Source organism: Nocardioides luti, from assembly GCF_014212315.1.
Lineage (GTDB): Bacteria > Actinomycetota > Actinomycetes > Propionibacteriales > Nocardioidaceae > Nocardioides > Nocardioides luti.
The window spans coordinates 489,844-509,495 of the sequence record NZ_JACKXE010000001.1 but is presented as its reverse complement, the minus strand read 5'-3'; the positions used below and the strand labels follow the sequence as shown (position 1 = coordinate 509,495).

At 74.0% G+C, this 19,652-nt stretch carries 20 protein-coding genes; 16 read left to right on the top strand and 4 right to left on the bottom strand.

The genetic code is table 11. The features are described 5' to 3' along the window. Positions 1-9 precede the first annotated feature (9 nt). Positions 10-585 carry a carboxymuconolactone decarboxylase family protein gene (locus H5V45_RS02370; RefSeq protein ID WP_185251457.1) on the top strand — a complete coding sequence of 192 codons (576 nt, stop codon included), beginning with the start codon at positions 10-12 and terminating at the stop codon, positions 583-585. Positions 586-619: 34 nt separating this feature from the next. On the opposite strand, the gene H5V45_RS02365 is transcribed toward H5V45_RS02370, so the two are convergent. After that, on the bottom strand, positions 620-1,315 hold the full coding sequence (locus tag H5V45_RS02365; RefSeq protein ID WP_185251456.1) for a TetR/AcrR family transcriptional regulator: 696 nt from the start codon (positions 1,313-1,315) through the stop codon (positions 620-622). A gap of 283 nt (positions 1,316-1,598) precedes the next feature. Continuing rightward, entirely contained in the window at positions 1,599-3,119 is a 1,521-nt protein-coding gene (locus H5V45_RS02360) for an ATP-dependent DNA ligase (protein ID WP_185251455.1), read from the bottom strand. A 67-nt stretch (positions 3,120-3,186) separates the two neighbouring features. Here H5V45_RS02360 and H5V45_RS02355 point away from each other — a divergent pair, with 67 nt between their 5' ends. From H5V45_RS02355 to lepB, 11 genes are all read left to right on the top strand, one after another. Then, entirely contained in the window at positions 3,187-3,774 is a 588-nt protein-coding gene (locus tag H5V45_RS02355) for a TetR family transcriptional regulator (protein ID WP_185251454.1), read from the top strand. Then, a complete protein-coding gene (locus tag H5V45_RS22535; RefSeq protein ID WP_343061384.1) occupies positions 3,771-5,015 on the top strand; it encodes a cytochrome P450 in 1,245 nt (414 codons plus the stop codon). Before H5V45_RS02355 ends, H5V45_RS22535 begins: the two co-directional genes overlap by 4 nt. After that, complete coding sequence (locus tag H5V45_RS02345; RefSeq protein ID WP_185251453.1) at positions 5,012-5,788, top strand: SDR family oxidoreductase; 777 nt, start codon at positions 5,012-5,014, stop codon at positions 5,786-5,788. The genes H5V45_RS22535 and H5V45_RS02345 overlap by 4 nt, the downstream gene beginning before the upstream one ends. Positions 5,789-5,850: 62 nt before the next feature. Beyond that, a complete protein-coding gene (locus H5V45_RS02340) occupies positions 5,851-7,197 on the top strand; it encodes a cytochrome P450 (RefSeq protein ID WP_343061383.1) in 1,347 nt (448 codons plus the stop codon). A 5-nt stretch (positions 7,198-7,202) separates the two neighbouring features. Further along, positions 7,203-7,403 (top strand): ferredoxin, encoded by a 201-nt coding sequence (locus tag H5V45_RS02335; protein WP_185251451.1) that lies wholly within the window; start codon positions 7,203-7,205, stop codon positions 7,401-7,403. Next, the gene (locus tag H5V45_RS02330; RefSeq protein WP_221633872.1) at positions 7,400-7,993 is read left to right on the top strand and encodes a hypothetical protein; all 594 of its coding nucleotides are present in this window, start codon (positions 7,400-7,402) and stop codon (positions 7,991-7,993) included. The genes H5V45_RS02335 and H5V45_RS02330 overlap by 4 nt, the downstream gene beginning before the upstream one ends. Continuing rightward, positions 7,990-9,441, top strand: a complete 1,452-nt coding sequence (locus tag H5V45_RS02325) for an aldehyde dehydrogenase (protein WP_185251450.1) — start codon at positions 7,990-7,992, stop codon at positions 9,439-9,441. Before H5V45_RS02330 ends, H5V45_RS02325 begins: the two co-directional genes overlap by 4 nt. Positions 9,442-9,463: 22 nt before the next feature. Beyond that, positions 9,464-10,207: an SDR family oxidoreductase gene (locus tag H5V45_RS02320; RefSeq protein WP_185251449.1), complete on the top strand. Its 744-nt coding sequence runs from the start codon at positions 9,464-9,466 to the stop codon at positions 10,205-10,207. Further along, positions 10,204-11,100, top strand: a complete 897-nt coding sequence (locus H5V45_RS02315; RefSeq protein WP_343061382.1) for an NAD(P)-dependent oxidoreductase — start codon at positions 10,204-10,206, stop codon at positions 11,098-11,100. Before H5V45_RS02320 ends, H5V45_RS02315 begins: the two co-directional genes overlap by 4 nt. Next, a complete protein-coding gene (locus H5V45_RS02310) occupies positions 11,093-11,536 on the top strand; it encodes a carboxymuconolactone decarboxylase family protein (RefSeq protein ID WP_185251448.1) in 444 nt (147 codons plus the stop codon). The genes H5V45_RS02315 and H5V45_RS02310 overlap by 8 nt, the downstream gene beginning before the upstream one ends. A 53-nt stretch (positions 11,537-11,589) precedes the next feature. Continuing rightward, positions 11,590-12,312 carry a signal peptidase I gene (gene lepB / locus H5V45_RS02305; RefSeq protein ID WP_185251447.1) on the top strand — a complete coding sequence of 241 codons (723 nt, stop codon included), beginning with the start codon at positions 11,590-11,592 and terminating at the stop codon, positions 12,310-12,312. A 3-nt stretch (positions 12,313-12,315) separates the two neighbouring features. On the opposite strand, the gene H5V45_RS02300 is transcribed toward lepB, so the two are convergent. After that, a complete protein-coding gene (locus tag H5V45_RS02300; protein WP_185251446.1) occupies positions 12,316-13,101 on the bottom strand; it encodes an enoyl-CoA hydratase/isomerase family protein in 786 nt (261 codons plus the stop codon). Positions 13,102-13,184: 83 nt separating this feature from the next. Between H5V45_RS02300 and H5V45_RS02295 the strand changes: the two genes are divergently transcribed. The 3 genes from H5V45_RS02295 to H5V45_RS02285 all read left to right on the top strand — a co-directional run bounded on the left by H5V45_RS02295 (position 13,185) and on the right by H5V45_RS02285 (position 16,884). Further along, positions 13,185-14,126 (top strand): DNA-3-methyladenine glycosylase family protein, encoded by a 942-nt coding sequence (locus H5V45_RS02295; protein WP_185251445.1) that lies wholly within the window; start codon positions 13,185-13,187, stop codon positions 14,124-14,126. Positions 14,127-14,194: 68 nt separating this feature from the next. Continuing rightward, entirely contained in the window at positions 14,195-15,649 is a 1,455-nt protein-coding gene (locus H5V45_RS02290; protein ID WP_185251444.1) for an alpha/beta hydrolase-fold protein, read from the top strand. A gap of 41 nt (positions 15,650-15,690) precedes the next feature. Continuing rightward, on the top strand, positions 15,691-16,884 hold the full coding sequence (locus H5V45_RS02285) for an SGNH/GDSL hydrolase family protein (protein ID WP_185251443.1): 1,194 nt from the start codon (positions 15,691-15,693) through the stop codon (positions 16,882-16,884). Between the two features lie 9 nt (positions 16,885-16,893). Here H5V45_RS02285 and H5V45_RS02280 read toward each other — a convergent pair whose 3' ends face one another. Continuing rightward, a complete protein-coding gene (locus H5V45_RS02280; RefSeq protein ID WP_343061381.1) occupies positions 16,894-18,156 on the bottom strand; it encodes a phospholipase D-like domain-containing protein in 1,263 nt (420 codons plus the stop codon). Positions 18,157-18,246: 90 nt separating this feature from the next. Here H5V45_RS02280 and H5V45_RS02275 point away from each other — a divergent pair, with 90 nt between their 5' ends. After that, positions 18,247-19,614, top strand: a complete 1,368-nt coding sequence (locus tag H5V45_RS02275; RefSeq protein ID WP_185251442.1) for a calcium-binding protein — start codon at positions 18,247-18,249, stop codon at positions 19,612-19,614. Positions 19,615-19,652 lie beyond the last annotated feature (38 nt).

Below are 19,652 nucleotides of genomic sequence, written 5' to 3'. Positions count from 1 at the left end.
CGCACGCGGATGAGTGCCGACGAGCCCGTCCGGATCGGGATGCCGGAGGACGGCGACCTGACCGACGCCCAGCGGGCGGCCGTGGAGCGGATCACGGCCGGCCCGCGGGGCGGGCTCGTCGGACCGTTCGTGCCGCTGCTCCGCAGCCCCGAGCTGATGACGCGACTGCAGCTGGTGGGGGAGCACCTCCGCTTCGGCAGCGTCCTGGACGACGACCTCTTCGAGCTCACCGTCCTGGTCGTCGCGCGGCACTGGCACCAGCAGTTCGAGTGGGGCTTCCACCAGCCTCTCGCCGCCGCGAAGGGCGTGCCGCCGTCGGTGACCGACGACGTCGCCGCCGGGCGCCGGCCCGCCAGCGGCCGACCCGAGCTGGCGCTGGTCGCCGACCTCGCGCGGGCGCTGCTGGAGACCGGTCAGGTCGACGACGCGTCGTACGCCGCTGCCCTGGCCGCCCTCGGTGAGGAGCGGCTGGTCGAGGTGGTGGTCACGGTCGGGTACTACACGACCCTCGCGCTGACGATGAACCTCGCGCGGACTCCTGCGCCCGACGGTGCGCCGCGCCTCGAGGACCCGCCGGAGGGCTGACGGGCTGCGCCGGGTCGGCCGTGTTGCTGGTCGGTCAGGGCATGGTGGCGAGCGCGGTCGCGGACGCCACCAGGTAGTCCTTGACCTGCTGCGGCGAGATCTCGCCGACGCTGGGGATGCCGGGTGCGGCCTCGTCGACGAGGATCCCGACCCGAGCCAGCTGCAGGGCACCGAGCCCGCTGGCGTAGAGCGTGTTGGCGAGCAGCGACGGGTCGGAGACCCGGAAGTCGCCGGAGTCGACGCCGGCCTGCAGCGCGCTGGTGAGCGTGGCCAGGCAGCCGGAGATGCCGCGGCCGAGGCGGAAGAGCGCGCTCTCGCTCATCTCGTCGAGGAGCTCGGGGCCGCGCCGGCGCATCAGGGTCTGCGCGCAGTCGATGAAGGCGGGGTAGGCCAGCCCGTAGTCGACGAACGCGCCCACGATCGCCTCGAGCCGGTCCCGGGCGTCCTCGTGCGCGGCCGCTGCCTCGGCGAGGGCGGTCCGCAGCTCGTCAAGGTAGCCGACCAGGGTGAGCGCGAAGAGCTCCTCCTTGCCGGTGAAGTGGCGGTACACGATCGCCCGGTTGATCCCCACCGCCTTCGCGATGTCCTCGATCTGCGCGTCGCGCACCCCGCGCTCGTCGAACAGCGCCCGCGTCGCCGCGAGGATCTCGCGCTCGCGCGCCCTGCGGCGCTGGGCGGCGGCGGAGCGGCGACCATCGGTCTCGGGAGCGCGTGCCGGAGTGGGAGGCATTGAGCGAGCGTATCCCGCGTGCAACAGGGTGTGACACACCTGTGCGACGAGTGTGACGGATCTCCCTGGTGCGTCGACGGTCGGCTAGGGGGCGGGGCAGGTCGGGAAGAGTGGGGCGGGTGACTGTGTGGTGGATCCAGTTCACCTGGTGAACCGGATCCACCGCACAACCGGGTCGACGCGCGCCCGGAGCCGACCGGGCTGGTCCGCGGCTCGCCTTGGTCGTTTCTGCGGTTGATCGGTGTCACCAGGTGGCACCGATCAACCGCAGAAGCCTGGGTCGTCAGCCGGCGAGGAAGCCCCGCACCGTCTCGAGGGTGTCGACCTCGTGCGGGGCCTTGTCGTCGCGGTAGCGCACGACCCGGGCGAAGCGGAGGGCGACGCCGCCGGGGTAGCGGGTGGAGCGCTGGACGCCGTCGATGGCGATCTCGACGACCTGCTCGGGGCGGACGGGGACGACGTAGTGCGCCTTGACCTCGGAGGGGTCGAGGGCCAGCTCGGTGAAGCGCCGGGTCTGCCAGGCGAGGATCTCGTCGGTCATGCCCTTGAAGGTCTTGCCGAGCATGACGAACTCGCCGGTGTCCGGGTCGCGGGCGCCGAGGTGGATGTTGGAGAGCCAGCCCTCGCGGCGCCCGCTGCCCCACTCGACGGCCAGCACGACGAGGTCGAGGGTGTGGACGGGCTTGACCTTGACCCAGGCGGCGCCGCGGCGGCCGGCGTCGTACGCCGCGGCGGTGTTCTTGACGACCACGCCCTCGTGGCCGCCGGCGATGGCGTCGGCGAGGAAGTCGGCGGCGGCCTCCGGGTCGGCGGTGACCAGGCGGGGGACGCGGTACGCCTCCGGCACCAGCCGCTCGAGGGCGGCCAGCCGCTCGGTGCCGGGGGCGTCGAGGAGGTCCTCGCCGTCGAGGTGCAGCACGTCGAAGAAGTACGGCGTCACGACCACCCCGGCGGCCTGGGCCGTCCGCGAGGCGGTCTCCTGGAACGGCCGCGGCCGGCCGGCGTCGTCGAGCGCAATTGCCTCGCCGTCGAGGACGAGCCGCTCCGCGGGCAGGGCCCGGGCGATCTCGACGACCTCGGGCAGTCGGGCCGTGATGTCGTCGAGGGTGCGGGTGGCGATGAGGATCTCGTCGCCGTCGCGGTGCACCTGGATCCGGATGCCGTCGAGCTTGGTGTCGACCGCGACCTCCCCGCCGCCGGCCTTGGCGATCGCGGCCTCGAGGTCCGGCGCGCTGGAGGCGAGCATCGGCAGGACCGGCCGGCCGACCTCCAGCCCGAACGCGGCCAGCGCCTCCTCGCCGCCGGTCATCGCGGCGACCGCGACCGGCGTGGTGGCGCCGACCAGCATCGCGGCGCGGCGTACGGCGCCGAGCGGGACGCCCGCGGCGGCGGCGACCGCCTCCTGGACCAGGGCGTCGAGGGCGCCCTGCCGGACGGCGCCGGTGGCCAGGCCGCGCAGCCACTCCTGCTCGTCCTCGGTGGCGCGGGAGAACAGGTCGGCCACGGCCGTCGCCCGGGCCGCCTGGGAGCCGGAGCCGCTGATCGCCGCGATCGCGTCGAAGGTCTCGTGCACCTCGGTGACCTCGAGGCTGGGGGAGTCGGCCGGGTCGGGGAGGGTGCTCAGCCCGCGCCAGCCCAGGCCGGTGCGGCGCTGGCGCAGCGTGCCGCCGAGGTAGGACGTCACGGTCTCGAGCTCGTCGGGGGCGGCCGTGGCCAGCAGCTCCGCGATCGCGGCCACCTTGGCCTTGCGGGAGCGGGTGGCGGCGACGGTGCGGGAGGTGGCGACGAGTTCGGTGAGCAGCACGGGCCCATCCTGTCCGATCGCACCGACACCCTTGCGCTCGAACGAGAACACGTTCTAGATTGGACAGGTGTCCAGTTACTCCGCCGGTCCGCGGTCCGGGCTCAACACCCGCCAGGCCGAGACCGTCGAGCGGCTCCTCGTCGCCGGTGACGAGGAGCTGCGCGCCGTCGGCGTCGACGCGCTGACGATCCGCACGGTCGCGGTCCGGGCGGGGGTCTCGTCGGCCACGGCGTACACCTACTTCGCCTCCCGCAACCACCTCTTCGCCGAGCTGTTCTGGCGCCGGCTCGTGACCGACCCCGGGCCGGAGCCCGCCGGCCCGCGGGCCGTCGACCGGCTGCAGGCCGTGACCCGGCACATGGCCACGATGCTCGCCGGCGCCCCCGAGCTCGCGGCCGCCGCGACCACGGCCCTGCTGGCCCACGACCCCGAGGTCGAGCGGCTGCGGCTCGAGATCGGGACCGAGTTCGCCAACCGCTTCCGCGACGCGATCGGCGAGCCCGCCGACCCGCGGGTGCTGGAGGCGCTGGTGCTGGCGTTCTCCGGCGCGCTGCTCCAGGCCGGCATGGGCGTGCTCACCTACACCGAGATGGGCGAGCGGCTCGACGACGTCGTGGCCGCGATCTGCCACGGCCACACCATGGAGGGCCAGTGACCGTCACCGACCAGCACGTCGGCGGGGCGCCGATCGCGTTCGACCCCTACGACTACGCCTTCCAGGACGACCCCTACCCGGTCTACGCGCGGCTGCGCGACGAGGACCCGCTGCACCACGACGAGCAGCACGACCTGTGGGTGCTCTCCCGCCACGCCGACATCGCGGCGGCCGTGCGCGACGACGACACGTACTCCAACGCCATGGGCGTCTCGCTGGACGCGAGTGCCTGGCACAAGGACGCGCACCGGGTGATGTCCTTCCTCGCGCTCGACCCGCCCCGCCAGTCCCGGCTGCGGTCGCTCGTCTCCAAGGGCTTCACCCCGCGCCGGGTGCGCGAGCTCGAGCCGCGGATCCAGCGCCTGACCGACCACCACCTCGACGCCGTCCTGCCCGGCCCCGGGGAGTCCGGCAGCCTCGACTGGATCACCGACGTCGCCGGCCGGCTGCCGATGGACGTCATCTCCGAGCTGATGGGCGTGCCCGAGGCCGACCGCGACGAGATCCGCCGGCTGGGCGACCTGACCGTGCACCGCGAGCCGGGCGTCCACGACGTACCCCCCGTCGGCATGACGGCGGCGCTCGACCTGATCGCCTACTACGAGGGCTTCCTCGCCGAGCGGAAGCGTCGCCCCGGCGATGACCTGACCTCCGCGCTGCTCGCCGCCGAGGTCGACGGCGACCGGCTCGAGGACCACGAGATCGTGGCGTTCCTCTTCCTCATGGGCGTGGCCGGCAACGAGACCACGACCAAGCTGCTCGGCAACGCGCTGCACCACCTCGCCGCCCAACCGGACCAGCGCGACGAGGTCTTCGCCGATCCCGCCGACCTCGCGCTCGTGGGGCCGTGGATCGAGGAGACACTGCGCTTCGACACCTCGAGCCAGATGCTGGCCCGCCACCTGAAGCGGGACGTCGCGCTCCACGGCCGGGTCGCGCCCGCCGGTGCCAAGCTGCTCCTCGTCCTCGGCTCCGCGAACCGCGACGAGCGGGTCTTCAGCGAGCCCGCGCGCTACGACCTGCACCGCGACCCGGCCGAGCTGGCGCAGAGCCTGAGCTTCGGCGGCGGCCGGCACTTCTGCCTCGGGGCCAACCTGGCCAGGCTCGAGGCCCGGGTCGCGCTCGACGAGCTCGTACGCCGGGTGCGGACCTTCGAGGTCGACACCCCAGCCGCCAGGCGGGTGCACTCGACCAGCGTGCGCGGCTTCGCGCGGCTGCCGATCCGCGTGGAGATGCGATGACCCGCCACCCGCACCCCGAGCGCAGGCCCGCCGTCGTGACCGGAGCGTCCTCCGGGATCGGGGCGGCCACCGCCCTGACCCTCGCGGCCGCCGGTCACCCCGTGGCCCTGGGCGCCCGGCGCGTCGAGCGCTGCGAGGAGGTCGCCGCGCAGGTCCGCGCGGTCGGGGGCGAGGCCGTAGCGCATGCGCTCGACGTGACCGACGCCGACTCCGTCGCGGCCTTCGCGGCCGCGGTCGCCCGCGACCTCGGTGACGTGGAGGTACTCGTCTCCAACGCGGGCGCCGTGGCACCGGGCGTCACCCACGAGGTCGAGACCGAGCGGTTCGCCCGCGAGCTCGACCTGGCCGTCACCGGGGCGCACCGGCTGGTGCGGGCCTTCGTGCCCGCGATGGTCGAGCGGCGCCGCGGCGACGTCGTCTTCGTGTCCTCCGACGTCGCCGTGCGGGCCCGGCCGTTCATGGCGGCCTACACCGCCGGCAAGTGGGGCCTCGAGGGCATGGTCCAGGCGATGCAGATGGAGCTCGAGGGCACCGGCGTCCGCGCCAGCGTCGTCCGTCCCGGCCCCACCTGGAGCGAGATGGGCACCGACTGGAGCGACGAGGCGGCCGGCGAGGTGCTGACCCAGTGGGTCCGCTTCGGGCACGCCCGGCACCCGCACTTCCTCAAGCCCGCCGCGATCGCCGACGCGATCGCCACCGTCGTCGGCGCCCGCCGCGGCGTCCACCTGAACCTCGTCGAGGTCACGCCCGAAGCACCCGTGGAGGAAGCATGAGCGGCCCGGATCCTGACGGAGGTTTCGAGACAGGCGCTGGCGCGCCTTCCTCGACCACCGGAGTGCGCGAGGTCTCGCGCCGGCACCCCGACGACCCGCACGGCCACCTGCAGGAGCTGCGCGAGGACCCGATCGGCCTGCTGCAGCGGGTCCGCGACGAGTGCGGGGACGTCGGCCGCTTCCGGCTGGCCGACCGCGACGTCGTGCTGGTCAGCGGGGCCGAGGCCAACGAGGCGTTCTTCCGCGCGCCGGACTCCGTGCTGGACCAGGGCGCGGCGTACCCCTTCATGACGCCGATCTTCGGCGAGGGCGTCGTCTTCGACGCGACCCCCGAACAGCGGCAGGAGATGCTGCGGAACCAGGCGCTGCGCGGCGACATGATGCGCGGCCACGCCGCCACGATCGAGCACGAGATCCGCCGGATGGTCGCGGACTGGGGCGACGAGGGCGAGATCGACCTGCTCGACTGGTTCGCCGAGCTCACGATCTACACGACGTCGGCCTGCCTGGTCGGCACGCCGTTCCGCGAGGAGCTCGACGCGTCGTTCGCCCACCACTACCACCGCCTGGAGAAGGGCACCGACGCGCTCGCGTTCGTCGACCCGTACGCCGACATCGCGAGCTTCCGCGAGCGGGATGCCGCCCGGCTCGAGCTCGTGGGGCTCGTCCAGGCGATCATCGACAAGCGGGTCGCCCGCGGCGCCGTCCCGCGCGAGGAGCGCGACCTGCTCGACGTGCTGGTCTCGCTGACGGAGCCGGACGGGTCGCCGCACTACTCGGCCGACGCCATCACCGGGATCTTCATCTCGATGATGTTCGCGGGCCACCACACCTCGTCGGGGACCGCCGCGTGGACCCTGATCGAGCTGCTGCGGCACCCCGAGGTGCTGGCCGACGTCACCGCCGAGCTCGACGACCTCTACGCGGACGGCTCCGAGATCTCCTTCCAGGCGCTGCGCGCGATCCCGCGCCTCGAGGCCGCGCTCAAGGAGACCCTGCGGCTGCACCCGCCGCTGATCCTGCTGCTGCGCGTGGTGCAGGAGGAGGTCGAGCTGGGTGGGCACACGATCGCCCCCGGCTCGATGGTCGGGGCGACCCCGAAGGTGTCGAACCGGATCCCCGAGGACTTCCCCGAGCCCGACCGCTTCGACCCGGGGCGCTACCTCGACCCCCGGCAGGAGGACCTGCTCAACCGCTGGACGTGGATCCCGTTCGGCGCCGGCCGGCACCGCTGCGTCGGCTCAGCCTTCGCGATGATGCAGCTCAAGGCGATCTTCTCGGTGCTGCTGCGCGACTACGAGTTCGCGATGGCGCAGCCGTCGGAGTCCTACCGCGACGACGTCTCCAAGATGGTCATCCAGCTCGAGCAGCCGTGCCGGGTCCGCTACCGACGGCGGGCCGGGCGGTGAGCGCGATGAGGGTCTCCGCCGACCTGGACCTGTGCCAGGCGCACCGGATGTGCCAGGGCGAGGCGCCGACCGTGTTCGGCTTCGACGAGGGCGCCGACCGGGTCGTGGTCCTGCAGGAGCACCCCGACGAGGACCTGCGGCCGCAGGTCGAGGACGCCGTGCGGTACTGCCCGGCGAGGGCGCTGGGCGTAGAGGAGGACTCGTGAACCGCAGCGACATGGACGCGTTCTGGCAGGGCTGGCTGGCGGCGAACCGGGAGGCCGAGCGGCGCAACGACTGGCGGGTGCTCGCTGACTCGTACGCCGAGGACGCGACGTACGGCTGGATGTACACCCCCGACGAGCACTTCATGGCCGTCGGCCGCGAGCAGATCCGGGACTGGGCGCTCGGCACCGAGATGGCCGGCCTCGACGGCTGGCACTACGACTACGTCGCGACCGTGATGGACGAGTCGAACGGCATGGTCATCGGCTTCTGGCGCCAGCGTGCCGGGATCGCGGACGACTCCGGCAAGGAGTACGAGATCCTCGGCATCGGCGGCTCGTGGTTCGGCCTGGTCGCGGGGCCCGATGGCCTCGAGATCGGCTGGCAGCGCGACTGGTTCGACCTCGGCTCGACTGCCACGACGTTCCTCGCGCTGGCCGGGTCCGGCAGGGCGCCGCAGGGCCTGCTCGACCGGATGGGGCTGGACGGGATGACGCAGCCCGGGCACTACCGGCTGGCCGACCTGCCGTCGACGGTCTGGCCGCCGCCGGTCGACGCGGGGGAGCACGCGGCCAAGGGGGAGCGCCCGTGACTGCCCCCGCCCGCCTGCTGGTGGACGGTCGGCTCACGGAGGCGAGCGACGGGGCGTCGTACGCCGTCCTGAACCCGGCCACCGGTCGCGAGATCGGGCAGGCGCCCGACGCGACGGCCGACGACGTGGACGCCGCGATCGCCGCCGCTCGGCGGGCCTTCGACGAGACCGACTGGTCCACGGACGTCGCCCTGCGGGTGCGCTGCCTCCGTCAGCTGCACGCCGCACTGCTGGAGGAGCGGGAGTCCTTCGAGGCGCTGACGACCGCCGAGGTCGGCATGCCCGGCTTCATGATGGTCGCGGCCGGCTTCGAGGTGCCGGTCGAGGGGTTGCGCTGGGTCACGGACCTCGCCGAGGGCTACGCCTGGGAGACCGACCTCGGGGTGGCGCGGCCGATGGGCATCCCCTCCCGCCGGACGGTGCGCCGCGAGCCGGTCGGCGTGGTCGCCGCGATCACGCCGTGGAACGTGCCGACCCAGATCAACCTCGCCAAGGTCGGGCCGGCCCTGGCCGCCGGCTGCACCGTGGTGCTCAAGCCGGCCCCGGACACGCCGTGGGTGGCGGCCGAGCTCGGGCGGCTGGCCGCGGAGCGCACCGACCTGCCGCCCGGCGTCCTCAACGTCGTCACCCCGCGGTCGGACGAGGTGGCCGCCCGGCTGACCACGGATCCGCGCGTCGACATGGTGTCGTTCACCGGCTCGACCGCCACCGGCCGCGCGATCATGGCGGCCGCGGCGCCGACGCTGAAGCGGGTCTTCCTGGAGCTGGGCGGCAAGTCCGCGGCGATCGTGCTCGACGACGCCGACCTCGCCGCGGCCGCCGCCGCGACGGCGTTCACCGCCTGCCTCCACGCCGGCCAGGGCTGCGCGATCACGACGCGGCTGGTGGTGCCGCGCGCGCGGTACGACGAGGCGGTGGAGGTCGCCGCCGCCACCATGGCGTCGATCGGCGCCAAGGACCCGACCGATCCCGGCGCGATCTGCGGCCCGGTCATCTCGCAGGTGCAGCGCGACCGGGTCGAGGCCTACCTGCGGCTGGCCGAGGAGGAGGGCGGGACGTTCGCCACCGGCGGCCACGTCATCGAGCAGGACGGCTTCTGGGTCGAGCCGACCGTGGTGGCCGGGCTCGACAACACCAGCCGGCTGGCGCAGGAGGAGATCTTCGGCCCGGTGCTGGTGGTGATCGCGCACGACGGGGACGACGACGCCGTGCGGATCGCCAACGCGTCGGCGTACGGCCTCTCGGGCTCGGTCGAGTCCGGCTCGCTGGAGCGCGCGCGGGCCGTCGCCGCCCGGATCCGCACCGGCACGGTGGCCGTCAACGGCGGCGTGTGGTTCAGCCCCGACGCGCCGTTCGGCGGCTACAAGCAGTCCGGCCTCGGCCGGGAGATGGGCGTGGCCGGCTTCGAGGAGTACCTCGAGACCAAGACGATCGCCCAACCAGCATGAGGGAGCCGGCGTGAGGAGCGGGATGCGTTTCCAGGACAAGGTCGCCGTCGTCACGGGCGCGGCGCAGGGGATCGGCGAGGCCTACGCACACGCGCTCGCGGCCGAGGGGGCGGCCGTCGTGGTCGCGGACATCGACGTCGCGGCGGGGGAGCGGGTGGCCGCCGCCATCGAGGCGGCCGGCGGTCGCGCACTGTTCGTCGAGACCGACGTGTCGTCGCCGGAGTCCACGCTCGCGCTGGCCGCGCGCACCGTCGAGGAGCTCGGCGGGATCGACCTGCTCGTCAACAACGCGGCGATCTACGGCGCGATGGAGTTCGACCTGCTCGTCAGCGTCGACTGGGACTACTACCGCCGCTTCATGGCGGTGAACATGGACGGCGCGCTGCTGATGACCCGCGCCTGCTACCCCCACATGCAGGCCCGCGGCGGCGGCGCGATCGTCAACCAGAGCAGCACGGCGGCCTGGCTCTACTCCGGCTTCTACGGCCTCGCCAAGGTCGGCATGAACGGCCTGACCCAGCAGCTCGCGCACGAGCTCGGCGGGATGCGGATCCGCGTCAACGCGGTCGCCCCCGGCCCCACCGACACCGAGGCCACGCGGGTGCAGGCCGGCGACGCGGCGAGGGACCTGGTGAAGGGGCTCGCGATCAAGCGGATGGGCCAGCCGCAGGACCTCGTCGGCGCCTGCCTCTTCCTGCTCTCCGACGAGGCCGCCTGGGTCACCGGCCAGGTCCTCGCCGTCGACGGCGGGCAGGTCTTCCGGTGACCACGCGCACCGGCGACGACACCCGCGTCGGCTTCGTCGGGCTCGGCAACATCGGCAGGCCGATGGCGCTGCGGCTCGCGACCCGGCCCGCCGGGCTCTGGGTGTACGACGTGGAGCCGGCGCCGCTCGCGGAGCTGGAGGCGGCCGGCGCGACCGCGGCGGGCAGCGTCGCCGAGCTCGCGGCCGCCGTCGACCTCGTGTGCGTGATGGTCCGCGACGACGAGCAGGTGCGCGACGTCCTCGGCCAGGTGCTCGGCGCCGCGCACGACGGGCTCACGGTCGCGATCCACTCCACGGTCGCGCCCGCCACCCCGCGCCAGCTCGCGATCACGGCCGAGCGGCACGGCGTACGCCTCGTCGACGCGCCGGTGAGCGGCGGCGCCATGGGAGCGGCCGACGGCACGCTGGCGATCCTGGTGGGCGGCAGCGACGAGGCCTTCGCCGCCTGCGCCGGGCCGTTCGCGACCCTGGGCTCGCACGTGGTGCACGCCGGGCCGGTCGGCGCGGGCACCCGGATGAAGCTGGCCCGCAACCTCGTCCACTTCGTCGCCTTCACGGCCGTCACCGAGGCGCAGCGGCTGGCCGAGGCGGCCGGGCTCGACCTGCTCGAGCTGGGCCGGGTGGTCCGGCACACCGACGCCGTCACCGGCGGGCCGGGCGCGATCATGCACCGCGCCACGACGGCCCCGGTCGACCCCGACGACTTCTGGTTCGACGTCCTCGGCCACGTGCGCGCGCTGGGGGAGAAGGACCTGCGCCTCGCCACCGAGCTCGCCGACGACCTCGGCATCGACGTGCCCCTCGCCCGGCTCGCCCTCGAGCGCCTCGGGCCCGGCCTGGGCCTGCCGACGACCACCCCGCCCGACCACGCCCAGGAGGGCACCGATGAGTGAGCCCGGGACGTTCGACCACCTGCCCGAGACCCGCCGCCGCGGCCTGGAGAAGATGGAGCAGGTCTACGGCTTCGACATGGGCGGGGCCGCCGACGGACAGGGCAACGCCTTCTTCGGCTACACCGCCGACCACCTCTTCGCCGACATCTGGAACCGGCCCGGTCTCTCCGACCGCGACCGGCGGCTGCTGCTCATCGGGATGCTCGCGGCCACCGGCTCGGCGGACGTGCTCGGCATCCAGGTGCCCGCGGCGTACGCCAACGGCGAGCTCGACGACGCCGCCCTGCGGGAGATCGTGGTGTTCGTCTGCCACTACGCGGGCTGGCCCGCGGGCGCGCGGCTCGACGCGGTCGTCGAGGAGACGATCGCCAAGGCGAGGCGGGCCGGACGCCCCGACCCGGGTCAGAGTCCTGACGCCGGGCCCCCTCCCGGGTGATACTGCTGCGGCGGAGCACGCACGGGCGGCTCGGGAAGGCCGCGGGGGACCGGATGGGCGAGGGGCAGGCGCGTCGGCGACGACCGTTCTGGCAGGAGACGCTGATCCTCGTCGTCGTCGCCGTGGCCCTCGCGATCCTGATCAAGATCTTCCTGGTGCAGGCGTTCTACATCCCGTCGGAGTCCATGGAGCCGGGGCTGGTGAAGAACGACCGGATCCTGGTCGAGAAGCCGTCGTACTGGTCCGGCGGTCCCGAGCGCGGCGACGTCATCGTCTTCGAGGACCCGGGTGGCTGGCTGGACCCCGACGAGGCGAAGGGGCCGACCAGCCTCCTGGCGCGGGGGATGTCGCACATCGGGCTCTATCCGACCGGCGGCCACCTGGTGAAGCGGGTGATCGGCGTGGCCGGCGACGTGATCGTGTGCTGCGACGACCGCGGCCGGATCTCGGTCAACGGCCAGCCGCTGCGCGAGGGCGGCTACATCGTCGAGCAGGACACCTGCAACGGGCCGATGGTCGAGTCGTGCCACTGGCGCGCGGGGCCGGTGCCGGCCGGGCACGTCTTCGTGATGGGCGACAACCGCCACAACTCCCGCGACTCGTCGGCGCACCTGTGCAAGGCGCCGTACCTCGGCTGCCGCAAGGGCGAGGAGTACGTCGACACCGACCTCGTCGTCGGCAAGGTGATGGTGCTGGTCTGGCCGCACGACCACTTCACCTGGATCGAGACGCCGGACTCCTTCGACGACGTGCCGGACCCGAAGCCGGCGGGCTGAGCCTCACCAGCCGGGCGGCAGCGCCGTGAAGTCGGGCTCGCGTCCCTCGGCGAACGCCGTCAGCGCCTCCCGGTTGGCCGGGCCGCCCATCAGCTCGGCGAACGCGGCGTTCTCCCGCTCCCGCGCCGCCGCGATCCCGGCGCGCAGCGGCTCGGTCATCGTCCGCTTGACCGCGACGAGGCTCGAGACCGGCTTCGCCGCCAGGACCTCGGCGTGCCGCCGGGCGGTCGGCAGCAGGTCGTCGGGCTCGCAGACCTGCCACACCAGGCCCATCTCCCGCGCGGTCGCGGCGTCGACCCACGCCGAGGACTGCAGCAGCCAGACGGCGTTCTGCCGCCCGACCAGCAGGGGGAGGAGGTACGACGACGCGGCCTCGGGCGCCACCCCCAGGCTGGTGAAGGGGCACTTGAGCCGGGCGGTCGCCGACATGAACGCGAGGTCGGCGAAGCCGAGGATCGTCGCGCCGATGCCGAGCCCCAGGCCGTTGACCGCGCAGACCAAAGGCTTCGGGAATGCGACCAGCGCGTCCAGGAACCCCTGGAAGCCGTGCTTCCCGGGCACGAACGCCGGGTCGGTGGTGCGCGCGTGCATCTCGAGCAGGTCGGTCCCGGCGCTGAAGCCGCGGCCGTTGCCGGTGAGCAGGACCACCGCGACCGCCGGGTCCTCGGCGGCCGCCAGCAGGGCCTCGGCGGTGGCGTCGTACAGCTCCTCGTTGAAGGCGTTCAGCGCCTCCGGCCGGTCGAGGGTCAGCGTGCGGACACGGTGCTCGTCGGCGATCTGGAGCGTCATGCGGGTCACTGTAGGACGCGCGTCGGGGTATGCCGCCCGGCGTCCGTGCCCGGGCGTCGGCGCGGTCGGCTAGCGTCGTGCGCATGTCGTCCGAGGCCGCCCGCACCCGTGTGTGGCGACCCGACTGGGCCTGCCCCGCCGCGCACATCCTGCGGCAGCAGCGGCACGGCGGCGGCGATCCGACCTACCGCCTCGACCTCGCCGGCCGCCACTGGCGCGGCCTCCGCACGCCCGAGGGCGTCGCCACCCTGGTCATCGACGTGCGAGCCGCCGACGGCGAGATCCACGCCGAGGCCTGGGGGCCGGGCGCCGACTGGGCGCTCGCGTCCGTGCCCGGCCTGCTGGGGGCCGACGACGACGTGACCGGCTTCGAGCCGCGGCACCCGGTGCTCGTCGAGGCCTGGCGTCGGTTCGACACGATGCGCGTCGGCCGCAGCGGGCTGGTGATGGAGGCGCTGGTCCCGGCGATCATCGAGCAGAAGGTCACCGGGCAGGAGGCCTTCGCCGGCTTCCGGATGCTCGTGCACCGCTTCGGCGAGCGCGCGCCCGGCCCGGGGGTCGAGCAGAAGCTCTGGATCCAGCCGACCGCCGAGCAGCTCCGCGCCATCCCGTCGTGGGAGTGGCTGAAGCTGCACATCGACCCCGCGCGCTCGCGCACGATCGTCACCGCGGCCCGGGTCGCCGACGCGCTGGAGCGCACCGTCGACCTGCCCGTCGAGGAGGCCGACCGCCGGCTGCGGACCCTCCCCGGCATCGGCGTGTGGACCAGCGCCGAGGTCCGCCAGCGGGCGTACGGCGACGCCGACGCCGTCTCGTTCTTCGACTACCACGTCGCCAAGGACGTCGGCTGGGCGCTGACCGGCACGCCGTTCGACGACGCCGAGCTGGAGGCCTACCTCGAGCCGTGGCGCCCGCACCGCGGCCGGGTCCCCGCGCTGCTCGCCGCCGCCGGGCTGCGCCGGCCGCGCCACGGCGCCCGGATGGCGCCGCGCACGCACCTGCCGGCCCGGGTCACCCGGCCCTGACCTCTGCCTCGACACGGCGCTCGACGTGGCTCTCGACGTGGGGCCGTCGCCCGTCTAGGTTCGGCCGGGTGCAGACCCCTCCCGCCCGGTCCCTCGCCCCGCTCCGCCGTCTCGCGCTCACCGCCGCCCTCGCGGCCGCCGCGCTCGCCCCGGTCCCGGCCGACGCCGCGCCGCCGTCGTACGCCGCGCCCGCCGTCCACGCCGCCACCGCCGCGCCTCTCGCGCCGGCCGCGGCCGAAGCGGCCGACGCAGCCCTCACCAAGGGGCGCCCGCACTTCCGCGACGGCCACGGCCTGCACGTGGTGAAGGCGACCCGGACCAGCCGGCGCGAGTGGCACCTCGTGGTGGCGACGAAGCAGCTCGAGCGGCCGGTGCGCGTGACGATCCTGCTGCCAGTCGGCTACGGCCGGACGCACCGCCGCTACCCGTCGCTCTACCTCTTCCACGGCACCAGCGGCGGCGCGAACGACTGGGTCGACATGGGCCGCGCGCGGCAGACCTCGCGGGCCTTCCCGTTCGTCGTGGTGATGCCGGACATGGGCTACGACTCCAACGGCGGCTCGTTCTTCACGAACTGGGTGGACCAGGAGACCGTCCTCGGCACGGCGAACTGGGAGACCTTCCACATCAACCAGCTCGTCCCGTGGATCGACGCCAACCTCCGCACCGTCCGCGGCCGCTGGGGCCGGGCGATCGCCGGACTCTCGCAGGGCGGCTTCGGCTCCTTCTCGTACGCCGCCCGCCACCCCGACCTGTTCGTCTCGGCGGCGTCCTTCTCGGGCGCTCCGGACATCTTCGAGGACCCGCGGGCCCGCTCGATCGGCACCGGCATCGTCTCGGTCATCGCGACCACCCTCGACGGCGTCCCGGCCGACGCGATGTTCGGTGACCCGGCCACCCGCGAGCTCAACTGGAAGGGCCACAACCCGGCCTCGATCGTCACCAACCTGGCCGACACCGACCTGGCGCTGTGGTGCGGCAACGGCGCCACCGGGCCGTACGACGAGCCCAGCCCGACGACCCCCGCCGGCTCCGGGATCGAGGGCCTCGTGCACGAGTCGACGGGCTACTTCGTGCAGGCCGCGGACGCGGCGCACGTCGCCTACACCTACGACGACTACGGCCCCGGCACCCACTCGTGGCCCTACTGGGCGCGCGACCTGGAGCAGTACCTCCCGCAGCTGCGGAAGGTCGTCCGCGAGCACCGCACCCGTCCGGCCTCGGTGTCGTACCGCTCGGTCGACAAGCACTGGCGCCAGTGGGGCTACCGCGTCCGCAACCACCGCAGCGCCGCGCAGGACTGGAGCATGCTCGACGACGCCACCCGGTCCCGCTTCACGCTGGTCGCGGCGAACCCGGCCACCGTGCGCACCCCGCGGGCCTACCGCCCCGGCCGGACCTACACCGTCAGCTACCGCGGTGGCCACGGCCCGCACCGGGTCGTCGCGGGGCACCGCGGACGGCTGACGCTGAAGGTCGTGCCCGGCGCCGCCGGCACGGTGGCGGTCTCGGTCGCGCGCTGACCGGTCGCGGGAGCCGCCCACCCGGTTGAGAGGGTGGGGACATGACCTATCTCGCCAGCACCCCGATCACCGCCGGGCTGGTCCGCGGCGCGGCCGAGCTCGAGGACACGGGTCGCGGGCTGGCCCCGCACCGGCTGCCCGCGTGGGCCCGCGCGCAGGCCGCCGACGGCCAGCTCGCGATGGCGGAGGCCCAGCCCTCCGGCGTACGCCTCGTCCTGCGGACCCGCGCGACCGTCGTCGAGCTGGACACGCTCCGCACGCGGATGTCGTACGTCGGGGCGCCGCCGCGACCGGAGGGCACCTACGACCTGCTGGTCGACGGGGAGCCCGCCGCGCAGGCGCACGGCAGCGCGGGCCACGTGCTCGAGATCGACATGACCACGGGCGGCACCACGCACCACGCCGGTGAGCCGGGGACGGTGCGCTTCGACGGGCTGCCCGACCGCGACAAGGTCGTCGAGATCTGGCTGCCCCACAACGAGATCACCCACCTGGTCGCGCTCCGCACGGACGCCCCGGTCGAGCCGGACGCCCCGGCCCCCGGTGCCGGGCGCCGCACCTGGCTGCACCACGGCAGCTCGATCAGCCAGGGGTCCGACGCGGCGAGCCCGAGCACGACGTGGCCGGCGATCGCCGCCCGCGAGGGGGGCGTCGAGCTCGTCAACCTCGGCTTCGGCGGCAGCGCGCTGCTCGACCCGTTCACGGCCCGCGTCATGCGGGACACCCCGGCCGACCTGGTGAGCGTCAAGATCGGCATCAACCTGGTCAACACCGACCTGATGCGGCGGCGGGCGCTCGGCCCCGCGGTGCACGGCTTCCTCGACACGATCCGCGACGGGCACCCCACGACCCCGCTGCTGGTGGTGTCGCCGATCCTCTGCCCGATCCACGAGGAGACCCCCGGCCCCAGCACGCCGGACCTCAGCGGCTTCGCCGAGGGCCGGATCCGCTTCCTGGCCGGCGGCGACCCCGCCGAGGTCGCCCAGGGGAAGCTGACGCTCACGGTCGTCCGCGAGGAGCTGAGCCGGATCGTCGCGGAGCGCCGGGCCGCGGGCGACCAGCACCTGCACCTGCTCGACGGACGCGACCTGTACGGCGAGGCCGACCACGTGCTGCTGCCGCTGCCGGACGGTCTGCACCCCGACGCCGCCACGCACCGCCTGGTCGGCGAGCGCTTCGCCGCGCTCGCCCTCGGACCGGGCGGAGCGTTCGGGGCGTTCGGGGCGACCGCCTGACGGCGTACCTCAGAGCAGCGGACGCAGCGGGGCCAGCACGAACTCGGTGAACTTGCGGTGCAGGTCGCGCGCCTCCCACTCGCTGCTGGTGAGCTCGAGGCTGTTCGACTCGTCGACCTCGTAGATCTCCTCGAGCGTCTTCGCGAACGACTCGTCGATGACCTCGACGTTGATCTCGTAGTTGCCCTGCAGGCTGAGCCGGTCGACGTTGGCGGTGCCGACCGTCGACCAGGTGCCGTCGACCGTGGACGTCTTCGCGTGCACCATCGCGTCGCGGAAGCGGAAGATCCGCACGCCGGCGCCGAGCAGCTGGGAGAAGTAGCCGCGCGAGATCCAGTCGGCCACGATGTGGTTCGACTTCAGCGGCACCAGCAGCCGCACGTCGACCCCGCGCCGCGCGGCGTCCTTCATCGCGTCCACGAAGTCCTGGTCCGGGATGAAGTAGGCGTGCGTCATCCAGACGTTGTGGCTCGCACGGTTGATCGCCTCGAGGTACATCGACCGGATCGGGAACATCCACAACCGCGGCACGTTGCGGTGGAAGCGGATCTGGGGCTCCCAGGTCGACGCGGTCTCGAGCAGCAGCGGCCGCTCGCTGTGCCGGATCCGGCGGCGCCGGTTGAGGTTCCAGAAGTCCGCGAACGCGCGCTTGAGGTCCCAGACCCCGGGGCCGGTGATGCGCACGTGCGTGTCACGCCACTCGGTCTCGTACGGCGTCCCGATGTTGTAGCCGCCGACGAACCCGACCGAGTCATCGACGACCAGGATCTTGCGGTGGTCGCGGCCGTAGCGTCGCAGGTCAAAGAAGCGCAGCCCGGCGGTGTAGACGGGGTAGCGCAGCACCAGCATGTTGGCCGGGAAGTGCTTGAAGCGCGGCGAGACGACGAGGTTCGCGAAGCCGTCGTAGATGCAGTAGACCTCGACGCCGCGGTCGGCCGCCGCGGCCAGCGCGGCCTTGAACTGCTCGCCGACCTCGTCGCCCTTCCAGATGTAGGTCTCGAAGAGGATCTGCCGCCGCGCGCCCTCGATCGCCGCCAGCATGTCGGCGTAGAGGTCGGCGCCGTAGGTGTACGTCGTCACGGTGCCCTCGCCGATCTCGACGGTGCGCGGCGCGGTGACCGGGAACGGCTTGGGCTTCTTGCCCCGGCGGCGGTAGGAGTCGACGAGCGACATGCCGATCGCGACACCCAGCTGCACCCCGACGATCGTGAGCAGGGTGTGGCGCAGGATCCGCATCAGCCTCTCGGTCGAGGAACGGGGGCGACGGCTCACGAGGTCAATCTAGTGGGGCGGCCACGCGTCCCCGCGTTGCCCACGTCGGCGGCCTAGCATCGGCGGGTCTCCACGTCTCGAGGTGTTGCCATGTCCCGCCCCGCTGTCCGGGTCAGCGCCGCAGGTGCGCTGCTCCTCGCCCTGGCTCCGGCCCTCGTGGTGCCCCTGTCCTCCGCCGGTGCCCGGCTCGGTGCGCCGACCTGCCAGGGCGAGCCCGCGACCGTGGTCGGGGAGCCCGGCAGCGACGTCGTGCGCGGCACCGACGGGCCCGACGTGATCGTCTCCCGCGGGGTGCCCGAGGTCCGCGCCGCCGGCGGCGCGGACCGGGTCTGCGTGACCAAGGGCCCGGGGCCCGCGTCGGACCCGGCCGCCGACGAGACGCGCACGGTGTACGCCGGCATGGGGAACGACGACGTCACCGTCGAGGCCGGCGCGACGGCGTACGTCGTGGTCGTGCTGGGCGAGGGCGCCGACACCTTCACCGGCGCCGGCGAGCCCGACGACGTGTGGGCGGGGGACCGCAATGACGCGCGCCGCACCGGGCCGGAGGACGCGGTGGACGCGGAGGCCGACACGATCACGACCGGCGGCGGCCGCGACCAGGTGTTCGTCGGTCAGCCCGACGTGCCGCTCCGCGACGTCGTCGACACCGGCGGCTCCGGGGACCGGGTGGTCGTCGAGGCGACCGCCGCGAACGCCGTGAGCAGCCTGGTGCTCGGCACCGGCCGCGACGTCCTCGAGTGGGAGTGGCCCGACGGCGTGGGCGGCGAGTGGCTCGTCGACGCGACCGCCGGGGTGGCGAAGCGCGACGGCGGCCGCGAGTTCACCTTCTCGGGCGTCGACGACTATCGGCTCCCGGTGCCGGGCCGTGCGTCGCTGACCTTCCGCGGCAGCGACGCCAAGGAGACCGTCTGGGCGAGCTCCTACGCCCGCGTCGACCTCGGCGGCGGCAACGACCGCTTCCACGTCCGCCCGACCTTCACGCTGCCGGACGCCGGCGCGGGCGTGCTCGACGGCGGCGCCGGCACCGACCGGCTCGTGGTCGCCGACGACCAGGCGTACGCCGTCCGCCTCGGCGACGCGATGACCTTCGACGACCCGGCGGTCGCGGACGCGACGCTGAGCGGGATCGAGGACGTCGACGCCTACTCCGGCCGCGGCCGGGCCCGAGTGATCGGCGGAGACGGCGCCAACCGGCTCTGGACCTACGGCTGCCGGATCATCCTGGCCGGCGGCAACGGCGACGACCGGCTGGTCGCGGTCGGCGACTGCGGCGAGGAGCCCGGGCCGAAGCTGCGCGGCGGCGCGGGTGACGACCGGGTGCTCGGCGGGGACGCCGACGACGAGCTGCTCGGGGGCGCCGGGGACGACCGCCTCGACGGCGGGCCCGGTCGCGACAGCGCCGACGGCGGCGCCGGCTCGGACCGCTGCGTGGCCGAGGTGCGCACGCGGTGCTGACGCGCGCCTGCCCCCTGTCTGAGTCGTTCGACACCTGC